General features: G+C 40.9%; 18 protein-coding genes and 1 pseudogene. 9 read left to right on the forward strand and 10 right to left on the reverse strand.

Annotation, left to right across the window (positions count from 1 at the left end):
- Positions 1-315 precede the first annotated feature (315 nt).
- Positions 316-2,655 (forward strand): cation:proton antiporter, encoded by a 2,340-nt coding sequence (locus ACFE93_RS06715; RefSeq protein WP_375472584.1) that lies wholly within the window; start codon positions 316-318, stop codon positions 2,653-2,655.
- Positions 2,656-2,658: 3 nt separating this feature from the next.
- Here the strand turns inward: ACFE93_RS06715 and ACFE93_RS06720 are convergent, their stop codons facing one another.
- The gene (locus tag ACFE93_RS06720; protein ID WP_375472585.1) at positions 2,659-2,805 is read right to left on the reverse strand and encodes a hypothetical protein; all 147 of its coding nucleotides are present in this window, start codon (positions 2,803-2,805) and stop codon (positions 2,659-2,661) included.
- A 578-nt stretch (positions 2,806-3,383) separates the two neighbouring features.
- Between ACFE93_RS06720 and ACFE93_RS06725 the strand changes: the two are divergent.
- Both ACFE93_RS06725 and ACFE93_RS06730 read left to right on the forward strand, forming a co-directional pair.
- Positions 3,384-4,544 (forward strand): annotated as a pseudogene (locus ACFE93_RS06725) (GAF domain-containing protein); the annotation flags it as partial.
- Positions 4,521-4,922: a diguanylate cyclase domain-containing protein gene (locus tag ACFE93_RS06730; protein ID WP_375472618.1), complete on the forward strand. Its 402-nt coding sequence runs from the start codon at positions 4,521-4,523 to the stop codon at positions 4,920-4,922. The pseudogene ACFE93_RS06725 and the gene ACFE93_RS06730, both read left to right, overlap by 24 nt.
- A 185-nt stretch (positions 4,923-5,107) precedes the next feature.
- Here ACFE93_RS06730 and ACFE93_RS06735 read toward each other — a convergent pair whose 3' ends face one another.
- On the reverse strand, positions 5,108-5,326 hold the full coding sequence (locus ACFE93_RS06735; protein WP_375472586.1) for an RNA-binding protein hfq: 219 nt from the start codon (positions 5,324-5,326) through the stop codon (positions 5,108-5,110).
- Between the two features lie 69 nt (positions 5,327-5,395).
- Here ACFE93_RS06735 and dapF point away from each other — a divergent pair, with 69 nt between their 5' ends.
- On the forward strand, positions 5,396-6,235 hold the full coding sequence (dapF, locus tag ACFE93_RS06740) for a diaminopimelate epimerase (protein WP_375472587.1): 840 nt from the start codon (positions 5,396-5,398) through the stop codon (positions 6,233-6,235).
- Between the two features lie 123 nt (positions 6,236-6,358).
- On the opposite strand, the gene ACFE93_RS06745 is transcribed toward dapF, so the two are convergent.
- The 4 genes from ACFE93_RS06745 to ACFE93_RS06760 form a co-directional block, all read right to left on the reverse strand.
- Positions 6,359-7,357 (reverse strand): DMT family transporter, encoded by a 999-nt coding sequence (locus ACFE93_RS06745; protein ID WP_375472588.1) that lies wholly within the window; start codon positions 7,355-7,357, stop codon positions 6,359-6,361.
- A gap of 104 nt (positions 7,358-7,461) precedes the next feature.
- Positions 7,462-8,097 carry a DNA-3-methyladenine glycosylase family protein gene (locus ACFE93_RS06750; protein ID WP_375472589.1) on the reverse strand — a complete coding sequence of 212 codons (636 nt, stop codon included), beginning with the start codon at positions 8,095-8,097 and terminating at the stop codon, positions 7,462-7,464.
- A 34-nt stretch (positions 8,098-8,131) separates the two neighbouring features.
- The gene (gene ada / locus ACFE93_RS06755; RefSeq protein WP_375472590.1) at positions 8,132-9,202 is read right to left on the reverse strand and encodes a bifunctional DNA-binding transcriptional regulator/O6-methylguanine-DNA methyltransferase Ada; all 1,071 of its coding nucleotides are present in this window, start codon (positions 9,200-9,202) and stop codon (positions 8,132-8,134) included.
- A 447-nt stretch (positions 9,203-9,649) separates the two neighbouring features.
- Positions 9,650-10,237, reverse strand: coding sequence for a Uma2 family endonuclease (locus tag ACFE93_RS06760; RefSeq protein WP_375472591.1), 588 nt, complete (start codon positions 10,235-10,237; stop codon positions 9,650-9,652).
- Positions 10,238-10,490: 253 nt separating this feature from the next.
- Between ACFE93_RS06760 and ACFE93_RS06765 the strand changes: the two genes are divergently transcribed.
- Positions 10,491-13,118 carry a PAS domain S-box protein gene (locus ACFE93_RS06765; RefSeq protein ID WP_375472592.1) on the forward strand — a complete coding sequence of 876 codons (2,628 nt, stop codon included), beginning with the start codon at positions 10,491-10,493 and terminating at the stop codon, positions 13,116-13,118.
- A gap of 87 nt (positions 13,119-13,205) precedes the next feature.
- Entirely contained in the window at positions 13,206-14,960 is a 1,755-nt protein-coding gene (locus ACFE93_RS06770; protein ID WP_375472593.1) for an ATP-binding protein, read from the forward strand.
- Between the two features lie 129 nt (positions 14,961-15,089).
- Here the strand turns inward: ACFE93_RS06770 and ACFE93_RS06775 are convergent, their stop codons facing one another.
- Complete coding sequence (locus ACFE93_RS06775; protein ID WP_375472594.1) at positions 15,090-15,659, reverse strand: Uma2 family endonuclease; 570 nt, start codon at positions 15,657-15,659, stop codon at positions 15,090-15,092.
- 117 nt (positions 15,660-15,776) lie between these two features.
- Here ACFE93_RS06775 and ureE point away from each other — a divergent pair, with 117 nt between their 5' ends.
- From ureE to ureG, 3 genes are all read left to right on the forward strand, one after another.
- On the forward strand, positions 15,777-16,223 hold the full coding sequence (ureE, locus tag ACFE93_RS06780) for an urease accessory protein UreE (protein WP_375472595.1): 447 nt from the start codon (positions 15,777-15,779) through the stop codon (positions 16,221-16,223).
- Positions 16,198-16,890: an urease accessory protein UreF gene (locus ACFE93_RS06785; protein ID WP_375472596.1), complete on the forward strand. Its 693-nt coding sequence runs from the start codon at positions 16,198-16,200 to the stop codon at positions 16,888-16,890. Before ureE ends, ACFE93_RS06785 begins: the two co-directional genes overlap by 26 nt.
- 107 nt (positions 16,891-16,997) lie before the next feature.
- On the forward strand, positions 16,998-17,594 hold the full coding sequence (gene ureG / locus ACFE93_RS06790) for an urease accessory protein UreG (protein WP_334826728.1): 597 nt from the start codon (positions 16,998-17,000) through the stop codon (positions 17,592-17,594).
- Between the two features lie 72 nt (positions 17,595-17,666).
- Here ureG and ACFE93_RS06795 read toward each other — a convergent pair whose 3' ends face one another.
- The 3 genes from ACFE93_RS06795 to ACFE93_RS06805 all read right to left on the reverse strand — a co-directional run bounded on the left by ACFE93_RS06795 (position 17,667) and on the right by ACFE93_RS06805 (position 21,908).
- Positions 17,667-19,550 carry an ABC transporter ATP-binding protein gene (locus ACFE93_RS06795; protein ID WP_375472597.1) on the reverse strand — a complete coding sequence of 628 codons (1,884 nt, stop codon included), beginning with the start codon at positions 19,548-19,550 and terminating at the stop codon, positions 17,667-17,669.
- Positions 19,551-19,912: 362 nt separating this feature from the next.
- Positions 19,913-21,004 carry a hypothetical protein gene (locus ACFE93_RS06800; RefSeq protein WP_375472598.1) on the reverse strand — a complete coding sequence of 364 codons (1,092 nt, stop codon included), beginning with the start codon at positions 21,002-21,004 and terminating at the stop codon, positions 19,913-19,915.
- A gap of 328 nt (positions 21,005-21,332) precedes the next feature.
- Positions 21,333-21,908: a single-stranded DNA-binding protein gene (locus tag ACFE93_RS06805; protein WP_375472599.1), complete on the reverse strand. Its 576-nt coding sequence runs from the start codon at positions 21,906-21,908 to the stop codon at positions 21,333-21,335.
- Positions 21,909-22,021 lie beyond the last annotated feature (113 nt).

A 22,021-nucleotide genomic window follows, 5' to 3' on the forward strand; every position in this document is an offset into this window, starting at 1 on the left:
GAGCATTAGGTATGGAGCCAGAAGAGATGCGTCATTAAATAATGCGACAATAAGTCTTTGATACTCGTGCATGAGTGTTTAAACTGGATGAATCCACCTTTGAACTCCGTTGACGAGTATTTGAACTGGATGAATCCACCTTTGATACTCGTGAATCAAAATACCTTCAAAAATCTTGATGTATCCTTCCTGCTCACCTACTACCTACTCCCTTCAAAATAAGCAAATTTTGTCACCCCTTCACGAAACAAGCTGTTTGAGACCGTAAAACTTTGTATCCTGAATTAATAGGTCTTAAGAGTTTTTTTAAAACTGGTGCAAGAAGATTTTCGGTTAATTGTTGATTTAGTTTTAGTTCTAGGCGTTGCAGCCTGTGGTGGACTATTCGCGGCACTTTTGCAACAACCCGTGCTGCTGGGGTATCTCATTGGCGGGATAGTCGTTGGGCCAACGGGACTGGGATTGATTAAAGAACTGATTCAAGTAGAGACTCTGGCACAGTTTGGAGTCGCCTTTTTGTTATTCGCCTTGGGTGTGGAATTTTCCTTTACAGAACTCAAGAAGGTAAAAGCGATCGCTCTTGGTGGAGGTGGACTCCAGATTGCTTTGACGATTTTGGTCACGGTTTTAGTATGCGGGTTAAGCGGAGCTTGGGGAGCCTTACCTGCGAAGGGGATGTTTTTGGGGTGTATTCTGTCCCTGTCTTCCACGGCGGTTGTCCTCAAATGCTTGATGGAGCGCAACGAAACAGAAACGCCCCACGGGCAAGTGATGCTAGGGATTTTGGTAGTCCAGGACTTGGCACTGGGACTAATGTTAGCAGTCTTACCAGCCCTCAACCAACCAGCAGAAACTATTGGCATCGCCGTCCTCACAGCGCTAGCTTCCATTGGTTTATTTGCAGCTGGGGCGGTAGCTGCGGGGATTTGGCTGATACCGCCTTTGTTGCAACTGCTAGCCCGTACTGAAAGTAAAGAACTATTTTTATTAGGGGTTGTAGCCCTGTGTTTGGGCATTGCTCTGTTGACAGAGCATTTGGGGCTATCCATTGAGATGGGCGCATTTGTCGCGGGTTTGATGATTTCTGAGGTGGAGTACGCCGATCAAACCCTGACTTATGTCGAACCACTGCGAGATATCTTTGCCAGTTTGTTTTTTGCCGCTATTGGGATGTTAATTGACCCAGTGTTTTTGTGGAACAACCTAGAATTGATTTTGGGGTTGGTGGCAATAGTTTTCGTCGGTAAATTTTTGATTATCACGCCCTTAGTGAAACTGTTCCGGTATCCTTTGAAAACAGCCATAATCGCCGGTTTGGGATTGGCGCAAATTGGGGAATTTTCCTTTGTTCTCGCTAGTGAAGGGCAGTCTTTAGGGCTAGTATCCCGACAAATATACTTATTAATTTTGGGAACCACCGCAGTCACTCTCATGCTGACTCCTTTTGTCCTGCGGTTAGTGCCATTTTTATTTAACTTTGCTGAATCAATGCCCTGGTTGAAACCGTATTTAGAAGAACAAGAGGCGCGGGATGTGTCGGAAGATTTGCCCTTCAAAGACCATGTGGTAGTTTGTGGCTATGGGCAAGTCGGCAAAAATTTAGTAAAGTTGTTGCTGCAACACGACCTACCTGTGGTGGTAATCGACCAATCGGAGAGTAGAATTCAGCAGTTACGTGAGGCTGGGGTGTCTTATGTCTATGGCAATTGCGTGAGTTTACACGTTCTGGAAACTGCTGGGGTGAATCATGCTAAAAAAATGGCGATCGCACTCCCAGACCCCATGAGTAGCCGTCTTTGTTTGAAACGCGCTTTGGAATTGTGCCCAGAGTTAGATTTGGTTGTCCGTGCTAACCAGGATAAAAATATTGAGGTGCTGTATCAATTGGGAGCGAGGGAAGTTGTGCAACCAGAGTTTGAAACCAGCTTAGAAATGGCAACTCATTTATTAACTGGCTTAGGTTTGTTGTCGTCAGCTGTGGTACAACGAGAAATGCAGCAAATCCGCAACGATCATTATTTAGATTTGCGGCCAGAGCGTTCTGCAACTGAAGTTGCTCGTGATTTGCGCCAAGCAACCCGCGATTTAAATCAGCGCTGGTATCCTTTACCATCTAATTCGCCCTTAATTGGCATGAGCTTAGAAGAAGCGGATATGCGCTATTTAACAGGAGTGAGTTTGATGGCAATTCGCCGCGCTGAAGGAGATGAAATCGATTATCCTAATAATCAAACCAAATTGGCAGAAGGCGATCGCTTGCTGGTGGTGGGAGCAGATGAAGAACTAGCGGCTTTAGCAGAATTAGCTAAAGGACAAGCTGTTGTTCCTGGAGAAAATAGTGCTTGCCAGTGGGTTACAGTTAATGCAGATGCGCCAACACTAGGTAAAACTCTTAAAGATTTAGAGATCGGTAAGCAGTATGGAGTACAGGTACAGGCGATCCGGCGTGATGGTAAATTTATTCGCTATCCCGATGGCGGCATGGACTTGCGAATCGGCGACCAAGTATTATTATGTGGTGGCTTGACAGGTTTGAGTCAACTAGAACAGTTATTTGCGATCGCTAGTTCAGTACCCCTTTCGATCCCAATGGCGAAAGCTGGTGAGGCAGAAGCGCTCAAAGAGTTTTTACCTGCGGATAGTGTGACTGATTAAACTTTAAGACTCCCCTAGTTGATAATCGACTGGCACAAGTAAGTGGCTCAATAAGACGCGATCGCGCCTTTGGGATGGTAGTGACTTGGCTATCTGGAGTGCTTTATCATATTCTTCTAGGATAATGTTACTGATAATACCAAGTTCCAAGATGTTGTCTCTGATGCGAACATCATCAATCGATTGAGCAATTTGCAGCCTAACAGCCCATCCGCGATATCTTAAGGTAATTCTATTGTCAAGTTGGTGCGGGAAAATGGGCTAAATCAATCTTGGATACTGGCGATCTCTTGACTTTAACAACTCTAAAATTTTGATTCTCTTTTACAGAAAGTACTTGATGGGGTCATCTGCTTGATCTTTTTCAATCGCAGAAGTTTTCGGTCTACTGAATTTGATTATCTTGTTTGATAACTGAATTTATCTAAGAATTGAGCTTTACTTTTTACAAATTTATTCTGTCTTTACAATACTTTTTTATCTTCTATTTTAAGTTATTAGATACTTTGGCGATAATGAGAATTACTGTACTGTATAATACTGTGCTTTATCCAAAATACCTTGTGATGTGAGCAAGCTTTTTAAGACTTAACGGCAAAAGTCAGATGGAGAGAAGCGACCACGAAACTTCTTTGCGCGATAATGGCTATAAACTACGAAAAATTAGGTTTTACAGGCGTTGTAGCTGTCTATTTTCATCTCTAAATATTACTGAAACTATACTTACAATGTTGTACACAAGTTTACGTATTATTACGAAAGTATCTGCTAATCTACTCTGTAAGCTTTTAGGACAGCCTAGTGTTAGTAATTTAGAAGCTCAACTGCATGATAAACAAGTTCAAATTCAGCAGCTAGCAGAGCAAGAAAGGGCGCTTTACCGAGTTATTAGCAAAATCCGAGCTTCTTTTGAGTTAGAAACAATTTTTCGTACAACCACTAAGGAAACTTGCAAGTTACTCCGCGTCGAGCGGATTGCTGTTTATCGTTTCTATGAAAACTGGGGTGGAGAATTTGTCAGCGACTTTGAGTTTGCAGAGACTGGATGGGATGATGTAGAGACATTAGGAAAAAATACAGTTTGGAATGACTCTTATTTACAACAACATCAAGGAGGACGGTATCGTAATAATGAAACTTTAGTTGTTTCAGATGTCTATGCAGCAGGCTTGTCTCAATGCCATTTAGAAATTTTAGAACAGTTCCATATTCGAGCTTATGCAACTGCATCAATTTTTGTTGGAAAAAAACTATGGGGAGTGCTTGCTGCTTATCAGCACTCACAGCCACATGAATGGAAAAAATTAGAAATTCAGTTTCTATCTCAGATTGCAACACAGTTAGGATTTGCAGTTAAACAAGCAGAATTTTTAGCTCAAGCAGAACAAAAAGCAGCAGAACTGTATAAAGCGAATCAGCAACAGGATATTCTGTTTAATTTAGTTGCTGAAATTCGTGAATCTCTGAATTTAGACACCTTGTTTAAGACTACTGTACGAGAAATTCGTAAGGCTCTCCGTAGCGATCGCGTCAGTATCTTTCGATTTCACCCGGAATCGAACTATACCTGTGGGGAATTTGTCTCTGAGAATGTATTGCCTGACTTCGATTCTACGATCGCCATCAAGGTAAAGGATGATTGTTTTGGTGAAAAATATGCAGTTGCTTATCACCAAGGGCGTATACAGGTAGTATCAGATATTTATCAAGCTGGGCTAAAGGATTGCCACATTCACCTGTTAGAGCAATTTCAAATCAAGGCACAAATTGTTGCACCTCTAATGAAAGGAAAAACTTAATGGGGATTACTATGTGTTCATCAGTGCGATTGTTCACGCCAGTGGAAAAAGTCGGAAATTCAATTTATCTATCAGTTAGCTGCTCAGTTTAATGTCGCTTTAGAACATTCTGAATTATTAGAGCAATTCCGCTCTCAAGCTAATCAACTTGCTCAAGCAAACCATGCTTTAGAACTAGCAAATTCTCAGCTAGAAAAACTTAGTAAGCTAGATGCTCTAACCCAAATCGCCAACCGTCATTGTTTCGATCAGGTTTTAGACCAGGAATGGAATCGACTAAGACTAAATGGAAATTATTTATCTTTAATTATATTTGATATTGACTATTTCAAGGATTATAACGATTCTTATGGACATCTAGCTGGGGATGAATGCTTAATACAAGTTGCTCATGCAGCACAATCTGTATTAAAGCGTCCTACCGATCTACTAGCTCGTTATGGTGGTGAAGAATTTATAGTCTATTGACAAAACAATTCAAAATCTCAAATTAAAAATTAAATAGATAACTTTAGTTGTGGGCTTGTATCTCACAATAAATAAAGAATTGCTCTGAAATGTGAGGCGTCTTTATTCCAAACCCACAGCTTAAGCCGTGGGCTTGAATTTTTAATTCGAGTGAAGCGATCGCTTGTGATGTTTCTGCCTCACTTTTAACTCACTTTCGGCTTGATGTAGGCGATCGCTTGTTTCCAAACGGTGATTTGCTGACTGTTTTCATCAGCAATACAGATACACTGTGGATCTTGCCATAAAACCCTTCCTGTGAGTACATCACCAGTCAGCAGCTTTAATTCTACTGGCGTTGTTTGTTTAATTAGGTTTTGGACTTGTCTAATACTGGGTAAAGTGGTGTCAAATTCGGTAAGCATTTTTAGTAAAGATGAACCTACAAGGCAAAATAAAGAGTAACTAATCCTTGATAATTCATCCTTGAAGAAATGGCAATCGAATTTACTAAGTATCATGGTCTAGGCAACGACTTTATTTTGATTGACAATCGCTCGTCATCATTGCCTGTAGTGACTCCAGAGCAAGCCATCGAGTTGTGCGATCGCCACTTTGGTATCGGTGCTGATGGTGTAATTTTTGCCCTTCCTGGAGAAAATGACACTGACTACACCATGCGAATTTTTAATTCCGATGGTTCTGAACCAGAAATGTGTGGCAATGGTATTCGCTGTTTAGCTGGCTTTTTAGCAGACTTAGAAGGGGAATCCCGGAATCAAGACTCATATCGCATTCATACTTTGGGTGGTGTAATGACTCCCCAACTCTTATCTAATGGTCAAGTTAAAGTAGACATGGGTTTACCCAGGTTACTCGCTAGCGAAATTCCGACTAATCTTGCACCCGTCCAAGAAAAAGTCATTTCTCAGCCTTTAGAGGTAGCGGGGAAAACTTGGGATGTCACCTGTGTAAATATGGGAAATCCTCACTGCATTACCTTTGTGGAAGATGTCGCAGCAATTGAACTAGAAACCATCGGCCCAAAATTTGAGCATCACCCAGTTTTCCCTCAACGCATAAATACCGAATTTATTCAAGTAGTGCGCCGTGACTATTTGAAAATGCGGGTATGGGAACGGGGTGCTGGGATTACATTAGCTTGTGGTACTGGTGCTTGTGCTTCCTTGGTAGCTGGTGTACTAACTGGGAAATGCGATCGCACTGCGACTGTAGAATTACCTGGTGGCCCCTTGCAAATTGAATGGTCAGAAGTAGACCAACGGGTTTACATGACAGGCCCGGCTCAAAGGGTTTTTACGGGTAAACTGTAACCGACTTACCATTGGCATTACTCAAGTAGTAGTGCCATAAAAGACTACAGACTTATTTTAAGAGTTTGTAGTAAGCACTTTAGTGCTGAGAAAATCAGAGCTAAAGTCCTGACTACGAACTCGTTAAGATTCACTTTCTGCTGGAGATTGGATATGGGTATTAACTTTAGATTGCACAGATTCTTTATTAGAAATTGCTAGATATATACCCGCTAAAATTAGAACCAAACCTAACAAGTTAAAAATACTCAATTTTTCCGAGAAAAGTATCCAAGCAAGAATAGCAACAATCACTGGATTGAGTAGTAAGAATAAAGAGATAAATCCTGATGAAAAATTTTTCAGGCTGTATATAATTAGCCCATGACCCAAGGCTTCGCAAATAGCAGCTAGCGCAAATACTACTAACCACCCCGACAAAGTAACTGGAAAAACTTGTTTTTCAAAGATTAGCACAACTGGTATCATCAATGAAGTTGCAATTACACAACGCCACAGGAGTATGGTGATAACTGAAAACTTATTGCGGATCTGCTCAATAAGTAAAAAGTTTGCTGCATAAAATATCGATGATATGAGGGCAACAGCATCACCTGTAATATTATTATTAGAATGCAATAAATCTTCAAATCCGACAGCGATCGCACCGATTATGGCTAAGATTAGACCGATGATAAATTTGCGCCCAAAAATTTGATTAAAAAATAGCCATCCTCCTAAAGTAGTAAATAGCGGATTGAGGCAACCTAAGGCATTAGCATTAGCAGTACTAGTCTGAGTTAGCGACCAAGTCCAAGATAATCGCCCTAATACATGAACTAAACCCACTGCGATTAAAAACGCGATCTCTTTGATTGGGTAAGGCTGCTGTGGTAATACAGGTTCATCATCTGTAATTTTAGTCCGTGCTTGGTTAATTCCACTCCATAAACCAAAGATAATAGCCGCTATCCATAAACGATTAAAGAATGTCGCAACAGCGCTCATTTCTCTAACAGCAATTTTAATAAATATTGCTGTTGAAGATAAAGCAAATAATGCAACTATTACTATGATTATCGGCAGTATATTTGAAGTTTTTCCCGACTTTTCTGGTATTAAGTTTAATTGATTTTCTGCCATTTAGTTTATATTTCTGATCCGAGCCGCCCTTCGGGTTCACCAGTCGCCTACGGCGGGAAACCCGCCTACAGCGCTGGTTCACCAAGTGCGCCAAGAAAGAGTAATTATTTGGGATTACTTAGGTAATAATGCCATAAAAGTCTTGCCGCAACTGCTCGCCACGGTCGCCAGTGCTGTGTCATTTCTTCTAGTTGCACTGGTGTTGGACGCGTTGCCAAGTTTTTGAGTTTTTGTAAAGCGATCGCGATCGCTAAATCGCCTTTAGGAAAGACATCAGGACGTTGCAGCGCCATGAGCAAGTAAATATCAACTGTCCAGTCTCCGATCCCTTTGAGACGCTTTAACTCAGTTCTGATAGTAGTTTCGTCCATTGTTTGAAGTTTGCTGAGGTCAAGCTGACCAGTTGCGATCGCCTGAGCCAATCCACGACAGTATAGAATCTTTTGCCGACTGAATCCAATTCCTCTTAATTGAACATCATCCAATATCAAAAAGTTTTCTGGCGTCAGAGTTACAACCTCACATAGACGTTTAAATACAGCCCTTGCAGCTGCTACGGAAACTTGCTGTTCCAGAATTATGCACAACAGTGTTGCAAAACCCGCTTCTCTTGACCATATTGGTGGAGGCCCTAGTGTCTCTACAATCCGAGCCAAATCGCTATCAAGGTTGGCAAGCATCATTAAACCACGGGTCAAACTTTCTTCAGTCAACGATTCTAGTTCAGGTGTTTGAGTCATCTTTGGAAAAAGGATTGGCGAGTAAGGAAGAATTCTAATCCCGCGCGGTGCGTTCTGATTCTTGTGTAAGCAGTTTTTGTTTGCGCTCAATTCCCCAGTGATAACCACCAAGACTGCCATCACTCCGCAGCACTCGATGACATGGTACAATCAGCGCGATCGGATTAGCGCCACAAGCATTACCTACAGCTCGGACTGCTTGGGGTTTGGCAATATTACGGGCAATATCAGTGTAAGTGCAAGTTTCGCCATAAGGAATTTTTTGTAATGCTTGCCAAACCTGTTTCTGAAATGCTGTCCCACGGATATCAAGTGGTAAATCAAGATGTGTTTCGCCTCCTGCAATCAAGTCGAGGATTGCTTGTATCCAGTCTTTGTGTGTGCGATCGTCATGCACGATCTGCGCTTGGTGAAATTCTTGTTTCAAAATGTGTTCGAGCTTGTCTGCTTCATCACCTAATTTTACGGCGCAGATACCCTTCTCTGTTGTTGCCACAAGCAAATATCCTAATGGACATGGAGCGATCGCATAGACAATGCTGATTGTTTTTCCAGCTTGTTGGTAAGTCTTTGGTGTCATTCCCAGTTGTTTAGGTGCTTTCTCATAGAGTTGACTACTTGAACCGTACCCCGTATCGTAAACTGCATCAGCAATTTCTTCCCCCGACTGAAGACGCTGTTTCAATCGCTGGCTACGCAGTGCATCTGCATATTGAAAAGGCGATACACCAATTATTTGCTTGAATATTCTTTGTAGATAACTGGGACTCATTTCTACCTGAGAGCATAATTCCGAGAGGGTTGGGATGTGGTCAACTTGTGCTTCAATATATCGACATACTGCTAAGATTTTGGCTGTATTTGGAACCGTTTCAGATTGTGGCTGACAGCGCTTACAAGGTCGAAAACCTGCAATTTCAGCCTCTTGTACCGACTGTAAAAAACAAACTTGATTGCGATTCGGTCTGCGACTAGGGCAAATAGGTCGGCAATAAATGCCTGTAGAGCGAACACCATAGAAAAACTTGCCTTCAAAAGTGTAATCTCGATTGAGAACTGCTTCCCATTGTGTTTCTTCTAAAAGTTGTGTCTGTTGTAATTGCATTCATGTCTCCTAGAATTTATTGCAAAGCATCTCACTTTCAAGTGCCCATTATTAGTTTTTGCCTTTAGGTAAAACTAGATTAGATGTATCGATAAACTATTTTCTATCTTATTGTTGCGATCAAAGTTGATTACCTCAATTTTTTAATGTACCAACTCGCTGAATGGGTGTTCACTACTCGATGAAATCAAGAACCTTAAATTAGGTCAACACAACGGAGTTTTTATGAGTGGTGGTATTTACTTGATTCAGGATAATTGCCAATTAGTTGAGTTCTCAAACAGTTTTTGGAATTACTGATCTGGGGTATTCGTGAAATTAAATTATCATAATTTTGTAGTCTACTAATCCTATTTTGTTTGTGATAATTGCAAGCCGCAGCTCCCCGGCTTCGTAAAATTTGTCGGGTTTCTTGTTTATTACGAATGATTCAGGGTAGGCAATTACTCACCAAATTTCTGCCAAATCTAAAACAAATCCTGGCAAAACATCTTCTCCCAATAGAGTTTTAGGACTTTGTAAAATCTCAACTTCTCGATTAAAACAAGAAATTTCTACCTGTTGCTCTCTTCTATTAATTAACCAGCCTAATCTGGCGCCATTCTCGATATATTCCCTCATTTTGGCTCGCGTTTTTTCTAAAGAATCACTTGGAGACATTAACTCAACCACAAAATCGGGACACAAAGGAGCAAATCTTTCTTTTTCTGCTTCACTTAAAGCATTCCACCGTTCCATTTTCACCCAGGAAGCATCTGGAGAACGTTCTGCACCGTTAGGAAGTTTGAAACCACCAGAAGAGTCAAAAGATTTACCTAGCTTATTTTGACGACTCCAAACTCTTAATTGATAAGTTAAATCGGCATTACGATCGCTAGTACTACTCCCCGTAGGTGGCATAATAATTAATTCCCCTGAAGCTGTCCGCTCAAACTTTAAGTCTCGATTATTTTGACAAAGCTGAAAAAATTGCTCGTCAGTCAAGTCGATATTTAATTCGAGGGTTGGAGGTAAACTGACGGTGGTAATATTCATGCGATCAGTTTAACTGGAAGTAATATATCTATTTTAGTAGTCTGTCAAGTCAAATATCCTAAGTAAATAAACTTGTAGTAAAAACTAAAGTGCTGAACTGATTGCCTCTTTGACATCTTTGACAAATGGTTCACCCGATTGGGTGAATGCGATCGCAGCATCCGGAACTACTCTGAAAGTAGAGCCATTTTTTTGTTGTTAGCGATGTCTACGACGGGCTACGCCTACGCGCTGAGAGCTAAAAACTTTTACAATGGCTATGATTACCTTGAATATTATGCCAATTGCTTATATATCAAAGGGTCTAAGAGTGGATGAAATTGTAAAATCACTGCAAAAACCAGATTTTCCACCAGAGAAAATCACTCTGTTGGAAACAATTGCTGCCAATTTACCGGGGATGATTTTCCAAATTCTGCAACGACAGGATGGTTCTGTACTTATCCCTTATATTAGTTCTGGTTGTAAATATTTGTATGAATTAGAACCAGAGGCTGTACAGGCAGACTTTCAGGTGTTATGCAAACTGATTCATCCACAGGATATAAAAGCTTTTACAGAATCTATTACTGTTTGTCGTAATACTCTTACACCTTGGCATTGGGAAAGTCGGATTGTTACGCCTAGTGGCAAACTTAAATGGATTCAAGGTACTTTGCAACCCGAATTACAAGCAGCAGGTGATTTTCTTTGGCATGGCTTGGTTATAGATATTACAGACCGAAAACAAGCCCAAGAAAAATTGCAAGAAAGTGAGGCACGGTATAAAGCAATTTTAGATGCTATCCCCGATTTGATGTTTCGCATCAGCCGCGATGGCGAGTATCTAGATTTGAAAAGTGAGGGAGCAAATATCACTTTATTGAGAGAAGAAATAGTTGGAAAAAATTTGCAAGAGTTATTGCCGAGTGATGTTGCGGCCATTAGCCAAGTAGCGATCGCTAAAACTTTAGATTCTGGAATTTTGCAAACTTGTGAATATCAACTACCAACATCTTTGGGAATGAGAGATTATGAGGCGCGGTTGGTAGTTAGTGGTACAGATGAGGTACTAGCAATTGTTCGAGATATCACAGAGCGTAAACAAGGAGAAATCGCCTTACAAAATCTTGCTCAAAAATTTGCGAAAGCTTTTAGTTGCAGCCCCGATTCAATTACGATTAGCACGCTGCAAGAAGGACGCTTTATCGAAGTTAATGACAGTTTTGTGAATCTTTCAGGTTATGGGCGAGATGAGGCAATTGGTAAAACTTCTTTTGAGTTAAATCTTTGGGTAGACGATCGCGATCGCTTAAACTTAGTGCAAGAGTTACAAAGCACGGGAGTCGCTCGTAACTTGGAAGTTGAATTTCGGCAAAAATCTGGCGAGATAACTACAACCTTGCTGTCAGCCGAAGTCATTGATTTGGATGGTATTCCTGCCATTTTAGCAGTGCATCACGACATCACAGAACGCAAACAAGTAGAAGCACAATTACGCTTTTGTGCCCAACGCGATCGCTTGTTGGCAGAAACCCTAGTGCGAATTCGGTCTTCGCTTAACTTAGAGCAAATTCTCCAAACCACCGTGACGGAAGTTAGGCAATTTCTCCAAGCAGATCGAGTTTTCATTGGTTTAAATAATGCCAATTTAGGAGTCAGAACTATTGCCGAATCAGTAGATCCCAAATATCCATCAGTCTCAGGTTGGTCTACGAATGATGAAGCTTATTTACAAGAATTACGAAATTTACTAAAAGATAATCTTGTGCGTGTCGTTGAAGACATAACTCAAATAGAAGTATCTCCCAAAGTAAAAGCACATTATCGAAAATTCCAAACGAAGGCGACTTTGGCTGTACCAATTATGCTAAATAACGAATTATTTGGCGCATTAATTGCCAATCAATGCTCAGGTTCGCGTCATTGGCAGCCAGTAGAAATTGATTTGTTACAGCAGATGTCAGAACAGGTAGCGATCGCTATTCAACAAAGCCAGATATGCCAAAAGCTAGCAGAACTCAACACTAATTTAGAACACCAAGTCCAAGAACGGACAGCACAGTTGCAGCAGAAAATGCAAGAAGTTGAAAATTTGCATCGTGTCAAAGATGTTGTTTTGCATACAGTTGCCCACGATTTACGAACTTCAGTGATGGGTAACTTGATGGTATTAAAGAATTTGTTAAATCAAGGGCAGGGGAGCAGGGGAGCAGGAGAGCAGGGGAGTAGAGAGGAAATTACAGCAAGTCTTTCCCCTCTGCCTCTTTCCCATGCCCCATGCCCCATGCCCCATGCTCAATCCCCAATCCCAATATCTCGCTCAATCATCGAACGGATGATTCAGGGCAACGATCGCCAGTTGGCAATGATTAACTCATTGCTAGAAATTAATTCCGCTGAAAAAGAGGGTCTAGTAATTAAACCCGAACCCGTGCAATTTAGCAATCTCCTGAAAGAAATATTCGCTTCCTTACAGCCTATACTGACACAAAACCAAGCGACTCAGAAGAACTTGGTTCCCGCCGATTTACCGTTAGTAATGGCGGATGGGACTTGCTTACAGAAAGTTTTGGCACATTTGATCGCACATAGCTTGCACAATAATCCGCCAGGATTAAATTTTACCCTGAGTGCCACCGTTGAGGGAGAAATGATTCGTACTCAGATTCAAGATGACGGTGTGGGAATGAGTAAAGTAGAGTGCGATCGCCTTTTCGATCTCCATGTCCGCGATCCTCAAGATTGCTGCTCTACAAGCATTGGCTTAAAAATGTATCTTTGTCGGAAAGTCATTAAGGCGCATGGCGGCGAAATTGGGGTTATGAGTAACCGCAAGCGTGGATTAACTTTCTGGTTTACACTACCTTTAGCAACTTCATCCGCAACAAATCGCCCATAAATCACCAAAAAATGAGAGGGTGTTATTTATAGCAATGTTGAGTAAGGGAAACACCCTCAAGGTATGGGCAAAGTTGCTCGGATGCTAATGGCTACTCCATTTACAACAGTGCAAAGCTGGTGGAGAAAAACCTTTTCTGCACCAACAACAGATGAAATCACTACTCTTTACAGAGCTTGGCGTAATCGTTTCTTGTGGCAGAGATTACGTTTATGGTTATGGCTGGCGCTGATTTGTCTATTGTCTTTTACTTTACGAGACATTTACAGCTTGTTTTTTCCTTTTGCAGAGTTGCAGCAACTACCAGAAGTACTGAGAACTCAGCGCTTAGTAATTAATGTTACAATGCTTGCAACATTAATTATTTGCTTTGCCTTACATAAAACTAAATTAGGTCGTCATCGTCCAGATTTGTTATTTTTAGGATCTTCTTGGTCAATTAGTTTAGCATCGCAGTTGTTTGCAACTCTTAGTGGTTTCGCGCTACCCGATACCATTGGTTGGTCGCTGTTGTTCTTGAGCCAAGCTGTGCTGATGCCTGTTTGCTGGATTCTTCACTTGCTGACTCAAGTGAGTGTGCTGATTTACTATTTTGGCGTGAATACAGTACTTGGGCTAAAAACACCAATCCCCGACCACCCAGGAATATATAATGTAACGTTCATTTTATACATTTTCTGGTTTTGTACTATATGTGACATCGGTGTTTATCTGTATGATCGCCTACAACGTTCTGAATTTTTCGCCCGTCAAGAACTGGAATCTGCCTACCAAAAACTCAAGGTTGCCGAAGTTAAATATCGCAGCATTTTTGAAAACGCCGTTGAAGGGATTTTTCAAAGCAGTCCCGATGGACATTACATTACGGCAAATCCTGCTTTAGCCAGGATTTATGGCTACTCTTTAGTAGACGAGGTGACAGCAAATTTCACTGATATTGAACAATTGTACGTCGATCCGAACCGTCGGGCAGAATTTGTGCGCCTGATGGAAAAATATGGCAGCGTTTCCGAGTTCGAGTCCCAAATTTATCGCCGAGATGGGAGTATTGTCTGGATTTCAGAAAAAGCCTACGCAGTCCGCGACGAACAGGGAAAATTGCTTTACTACGAAGGTTTGATTGAAGACATTACCCAGCGCAAGCAAACTGAAGAAGAACTACGAGTATTTTTCCATGCAGTTTCCCACGACTTACGCAACCCAGTGCTGGGTACTTTAATGGTGCTGAAGAATTTGCTTGCCCGTCCAGAGGAAAATATTTCAATTTCCCGCTCAATTTTAGAGCGGATGATTCAAAGTAGCGATCGCCAACTGAACTTAATTAATTCGTTGATGGAAACTCATGTCAGTGAGGTGCAAGGTGTTGTTTTACAAGGTCAAACCGTACAATTACTGACAGTTATTGAAGCTGCGATCGTTGATTTAGAGCCATTGCTGACACAAAATCAAGCAACCTTGACAAATCTGGTGTCCGCAGACTTGCCATTAGTGAATGCCGAACCCACGCAACTATGGCGAGTTTTTTCTAACTTAATTGTTAATGCCCTCAAACATAATCCCCCTGGATTGGTCTTGACAATCAACGCTACTCGTGAGGATGACAAAATTTGTTGTACTGTTAATGACAACGGCGTGGGAATTAGTCAACAACAAAGCGATCGGCTTTTTGACCTTTATTTTCGGGGTGCAAGTATCGGCAATTCTGTAAGTTTGGGATTGGGATTGTATTTGTGTAAGCAAATCATCAATGCTCACGGCGGCGAAATTGGTGTGAACAGTGCATTGAATGCAGGGGCAACTTTTTGGTTTACCTTACCAATTAGTAGCCCATTTACAGAGTGAAGTTGTTAATTAAACCTTTTTGTTACCAAAAGCATTTTTTTACGAATTAGAAAGACAAGTCCCAATACAATATTTGTAAGTATCTATAATCTAGCGGTTAGGTTTCCAGAAATTTTCTCGAATTTGCGATTATTCAGGAAAAAATAAACTGATAGAACAACAAAATCCGGGTAAAAGTGGGGATGTTATTTCATCATCACTTAACAAAGTAGCAACTAAAACCAACTGCGCTTTTTCTCGCCGATAAACTTCGATTTGTTTATTAAAGCGATCGACAATCCAATACTCACGCACGCCTTGAACTGAATATAGTTTTAATTTTGCTTCCTTGTCTCGAAGTTCGTTTTGTTTACCAGGAGATAAAACCTCTACTACTAACTCTGGTGCGCCTGTCAAATGTCCCGCTTCATCTTCAATTTGCGCCAGTCGTTCTCGACTTACCCAAACTACATCCGGTATAACGCTATCTGCTTGCGAAAAAATCACTCCTGGAGCCACAATTGTTTCCCCTAAACCACTTGAATCTGACCAAACATCGAGTTGTCGAGCAATTTTCACACAAACTTGTTGATGACGGCGATGAGGAGTGCGAGTCACAAAGAGTTCTCCATTAATAATTTCATAGCGCGTCCACTCATTTTCGGGTAGAACTTCTAAATCGTGAATTGTCCAACGTACTCCCTCAATGGCTTGGTTCATGATTGTCCCCGTTTGGCTCGTTGCCTTTCTTTGTTTGATTTTATCTTTCCTTCGGGCAAGGCAGCTATGCTGTTTTAATTAGAACCATAATGAAAAGCGGAAAATCAGGCAAAATGTATGCTGACATTTACCCAATTTAAACCACCTAACCCTGATACCGCAGTCACTTTTACTCTGACGCTGACAGCAGAAGAACGCACCCGTACTCGTCATCGCTTTGAAACGGAAGATGGTAAGGTTGTATTTTTACATTTACCCAGAGGAACTGTATTACACGATGGCGATATTCTACAAGAACAAACCCATAGCAGTTTAATCAGAATTACTGCCAAACCAGAACTCGTGCTGACTGCCTTTGCCCAAACACCACTTTTATTATTACGGGCGGCATACCATCTGGGAAATCGCCATGTACCTGTAGAAATTACTCCGACTTATTTACGCTTGTCCTCAGACTCGGTTTTACGCCAGATGTTGGAACAATTGGGGTTAGAAGTTAAAGAGGAAATTTTACCGTTTCAGCCAGAATTAGGAGCTTATGGACAACATCATCATGCTCACTAATAGCCATCTTTTGAGTATTTTGCAGCTGGCTAGCCCCGCTTTACCTGTGGGAGCATATAGTTATTCTGAAGGTTTGGAAATGCTGGTGGAAAATGGTACGATCGCTAACCAGTTACATCTCAAAGATTGGCTAAAAGCAGAGTTACTCTACGGGGCAATTCGCTTGGAGGCGGCGGTGATGGTACGAGCGCAGCAATCTGCAAAAATAGGTGATATTGAGTCTCTATGCCGTTGGAATCTGTGGTTATCCGCAGCTAGGGAAACAGAAGAGTTACGCGCCTCTAGTTGGCAGATGGGGCGATCGCTGATCCAATTACTTGGTAAACTAGAACCGCAGATTGTGCCGATTGCCAATGCTGTAGGTAATCCGTGCAATTATGCGATCGCTTTTGGTATTGCCGTTGCCCATTGGCAAATCAGCATCAAAGCCGCATTACTGGGATATCTGCACATTTGGGCAAGTAATTTGATTACTGCTGGCGTAAAACTTATCCCCCTTGGACAAACAGCAGGACAGCAGTTATTGCTAGATTTGCAACCATTACTCAGTGCTGCGGCATTAGAAATTCTCACGTTGGAGGACGATCAACTCGCCTGTTGTAGTTGGGGTTTGTCACTGGCGAGTATGCAGCATGAAACGCAGTATACAAGGTTGTTTAGGAATTAGTCATTGGGTATTGGGCATTGGGCATTGGGCATAAACTAAGTCCCGATAACCATGTACCAAGAAAAAATGACAAAGGACAAAGGACAAAGGACAAATAACAAATGACAATGAATGCATTTCGAGTAGGGGTTGCTGGGCCAGTAGGTTCGGGAAAGACGGCTTTAGTGGATGCTTTGTGTAAGGGGTTGCGCGAGCAGTATCAGATTGCGGTGGTGACGAATGATATTTATACTCAGGAGGATGCTCAGTTTTTAGTGCGTTCTCAGGCGTTGGCTAGCGATCGCATTTTGGGTGTAGAGACTGGCGGTTGTCCTCACACTGCCATCCGCGAAGATGCTTCGATGAATTTGGCGGCAATTGAACAATTAGAAGAACGTTTTATCGATTTGAATTTAGTATTTTTGGAAAGTGGCGGTGATAATTTGGCTGCTACTTTTAGTCCAGAATTGGTGGATTTAACGATTTACGTAATCGATGTTGCGGCTGGTGATAAAATTCCTCGCAAAGGTGGCCCCGGTATTACCAAGTCTGATTTGTTGGTAATTAACAAAACAGATTTAGCACCTTATGTTGGTGCAGATTTAAGCGTGATGGAACGAGACGCTAAAAAAATGCGTGGCGATAAACCTTTTATTTTTACTAATTTGAAAACTCAGTCTGGACTTGCAGATGTAATTAACTTTGTTTGCACAAATATTTGTTGAAAATAATTTTTTAACCCACAGAGGTGGGTTTTGCTTCGTGTAGACGTGGTTTCCAACCGCTTTTTTAACTTTCTATAAAGCCTTCAGATGACGATTTCGCACCCGTTCAGCACTACCAGTCGGAATCGCAGCAATTAATTTTTGGGTGTATTCTTCTTTGGGTTCCAGGTAAATGCTTTCAGATGTTCCTTCTTCAACAATTTGACCGCGATTCATGACTAAAATGCGATCGCTCATAAATTTCACTACACTTAAATCGTGAGAAATAAAAATATAGGTAAGCTGAAAGTCTTCTTGTAATTCTTTGAGAAGATTTAATACCTGCGCCTGTACGGAAACATCCAGTGCTGAAACTGATTCATCGCAGATGATAAACTTAGGATTTAACGCCAAAGAACGGGCTATGCAAATTCGCTGGCGTTGACCGCCAGAAAACTGATGAGGATAGCGGTTAATTGCATCTGCACTCAACCCCACCCTTTCTAAGAGTTCGACTACTCGCTGGCGTCGTTGTTGTTTTGTCTTACCCACAGCGTGAATTAACAACGGTTCCATCACCGCGTCCCCAACCTTCATTCGTGGATCGAGGGAACTAAAAGGATTTTGGAAGACTATTTGCATTTCCCGCCGCAGTTTTTGCAACCGTTCTCCTTTGAGACTAGTAATATCTTGTTTCTCAAAGATAATCTGACCACTCATCGGTTCAATTAAGCGCAGCAAGGTTCTGCCAAGGGTAGTTTTACCGCAACCAGATTCTCCCACCAAACCTACTGTTTCCCCTGGTTTGACATCAAAAGAAACGCCATTAACTGCCATATTGTAACGTTTTGTCCCACCAAAGACCCCGCGCACTGGAAAACCAACTTTCAGGTTGCGGATTTGCAGCAGGGGTTCCAATTCATTGAAGTTTGCCAATCTTGCAGCAATCTCTTCTGTAGTGACTTCTGTGGGTTGTATGGGTTCTTTTGGCTGAATTACTACTTGTCCCGTTGATGTCTCCTCTGCACTCATGTAGTCAGAAACGGTGAGTAATTTTTGGGGACGGCGGTTGAGTGTGGGGCGACAAGCTATCAAGCCTTTAGTATATGGATGCTGGGGATTGCTGAAAATTTGCTCAGAAGTACCAGATTCGACAACTTTGCCTTTATACATTACCGCTACTTGGTCAGCAATTTCTGAAATTAGTCCCAAGTCGTGGGTGATGAAAATCATTGCCATGTCACGGCTTTGCTGCAATTCCCGCATTAACTCCAAAATAGTCGCTTGCACCGTCACATCCAAGGCTGTGGTTGGTTCATCAGCAATTAAGATTAATGGGTTGCAAGAAATTGCCATTGCAATCATCACTCGTTGCAACTGACCCCCAGAAAGTTCATGAGGGTAGCGTTCCAGCATCGCTTCTTTGTGTTCTTTAACCAACTTTGCCAACTTTGATGGTTCTGGTTTCGATGAATTGCTGTTGGTTTGATGCCAATCGATATACTGCTGCTGTATCTCTTCATCGCTAGGTAGAAGTTTTACCTCTTGCAGACCTGCGATCGCAATTTGTCGTGCTTGGGTTGCTGACACATTTTGATGCCGCATAATCGCTTCTGTTAGCTGAAACCCGATGTTATAAACCGGATTGAGCGAACTCATCGGTTCTTGAAAAATCATGGCGATGTCGCCACCTCGGTGTAGCTGCATTTGCTCAGGAGGCAATTTTACCAAATCGATGGGGTTGCCATTCTCCTGCGGACGAAACCAGATTTCACCGCCAGTAACTATACCAGGAGTTTGCAACAAACCCATCACAGCTAGGGCTGTCACTGATTTACCACTCCCCGATTCTCCTACTATTCCTAGAGTTTCACCTCGATGCAGCCCAAAGGAAATACCATCCAAAGCTCTGACGTTATTGCCATCACCGGGAAATTCAACTTGGAGATTGCGAACCTCTAGGACAGTTTCTCTCATAGGAGTTGGGTAGGAATTCTAACTTAAAATTATTTGGATTTTAACAATAGTTTTGATGTATGTGTCGGTAAATTTAGTTTTTACATTCCTTGGCAGTTTTTCACTGCTTAGACCTTAACCACAATTGACATCACATAGTTCCACAATATACACGCATTTGCGATGTAGAACCGCCTGTGATTTCTGCAAATCGTCATTAGCTCATAGTATCCACGCAAAAATGTTGCGACGCCGAATAGCCCGCACTTCTCTACGAAACGCTGCGCGTAGCTTGCTTCTCCGTAGGAGTACGACAAGGCTACTTCATGAAAGCTAAATCTTTATACCACTTTTATTTTAACTTTAAGTACACTAAATTTGAATCAGCGTGTTAGATAAGCGAATATATAACTTGATAATATATTTATCGTATAACTACCAATAACTGAAAATATAAAATTTCTCCATTGAGCTTTTAACTTTAAAAGTCTACTTTCCCTATAGGCAACGTCTTTATTAGTAAATAGAAAAAAACTTGGCTTAATATTATTTGCATTACTTGCAATTACAATTATTACAATAATTGATGCAAAAAAAGAAAATAGTAAGAATATTCCTACTAAGAAATAAAATTTAGTTGTTTCACCATTTACAATATATTCCGCTAAAATGTTAATTTTATTACCTAATTCTTTAGTATTATTTAAAATGTTTTTTATTTTGAACAATATACTATTTATAAATATGTTTGTTACTATGTATGTACCTATGAACGAAAGTATAAAGAACAATATACCAGAGATAAATCCAATCCAGGCATTATACTTTCTAATAAACTTTTTTAATCCTTGTTCTGGTTTTAAAAGAATCTTTATTTGATTATAAAGTAAAGATTCTATATCCAATCCCCACGACCTAGCAGTATGTTTTATAGCAAATTCAATATAACTTTCATCTTCTGAATCTCCAATAATTATTCGAGTATCCTCGTTACTTTTATTAGTATATCTACGTGTTTTAACACCTTTATCTGTCCATAATCGTATATCGATACTTTGTTTTTCAGGAGATTGTTTATTATTAAATTGAATTAAATAATCCCAACTAAGGTCAATAGCTACTGTAACTAGTGGTCTTACTTCCTTATAAGTAATTAATTCAGGATAAGAATTTAGTTCAATTACAGAGTTATCATGAAAATAAATTCTTGATTGAAAATTTATTAGTTGAGCCTTGTTTTGTTGAATTATTCTTTGATTTATTAAATCGTTAAAATTAGTAATATCCGACCACTCAATTTCAAATCGACCATATATTCTTTTTTCAATACTTTGTGGTCTACCTAGTAAATTAATTATAAATTCATTAAATTGGTCTGGTGGTACAGGTAAAGTAATATAGCCTCCTGTAGACGGATTAGCACTAGAATAAACGATTGGATTATTTTGATTCTGTTGTGGTTGATTGTTAGTCATAACTTTTTCTAGCAATAATTATCAAAAATTAATCGTAGTTTAACTTTTACTAAGCTGAAAAACATCTAATTTGCATAACCGAATTAAACATAACTCTTGTGAGGGGAGCATCTTGCCCGCCCTAATTATGCAAGTTAAATGTGGAACAGCTTAGTATTCTAAGTCTTCATTATACTCAGGATACTATCTTTGGCAACTTGGTATAAAGCGTCAACACAGACAAAAAAAAATAGCACATCCTTTAGGATGGCTATTTCTAGAAATTGTCTAATCGTAATACTTTTTGCTAACTATATGAGCAAATTGAATACACGCTCAACTACCAACTTTAGAACGGAATATCATCTGGATCTGGTTCTTCCTCTTTCACTGCTGGATAAGTGGTTCGCTCATAATTTGTGGGTTGGGGTACGGGTTCGTAAGTTTTCGTTTGGGGAGCAACGCCAACAGGATTTGTCGCTGGGGTAGGCGCTGGACGTGGTGACTCGTAACTGGGAACGTCTTTCTGTGGAGGACGAGATGCTGAAGATGGTTGTCGGGGAGCAGTTTCAGTGAATGATGGAGTTACAGTTGCTGACGGTAATGGATCGGTATTAAAACTACCTCCAACAGATTGAATTTGTTGCACTGTCAATTCAGCACGTTTTTCTTTAAAACCTTCTTGACGATCAACAGTATTCATAGTTAAACGTCCTACCAGGATGACGCGATCGCCTTGGTGGTAGTTTTGCTGAATTTCTGTCGCTAAATTCCCCCAGCCAACAACTTTTAGCGTGGCTGGCGGATCTTCTGGTTTCTGGGAATTGGGAAACTGCACCAGCATTTCCGTGACTCCCAGATTATCCGCTGTATAGCGGAGTTGCGGCTCGTTAATAATTTCCGCCATCAAAACGCAGCTGTTCATTAAAATTACTCCTGACTGCAAAAAGTACTGATTGAAAAAGAGGGGGTTTTTCTATGTAGTGTCAATTAATATCTAGATATGTTTAATTGTTTGCATTTTTTAATAATGTTTGA

Source organism: uncultured Nostoc sp., assembly GCF_964247315.1.
Lineage (GTDB): Bacteria > Cyanobacteriota > Cyanobacteriia > Cyanobacteriales > Nostocaceae > Nostoc.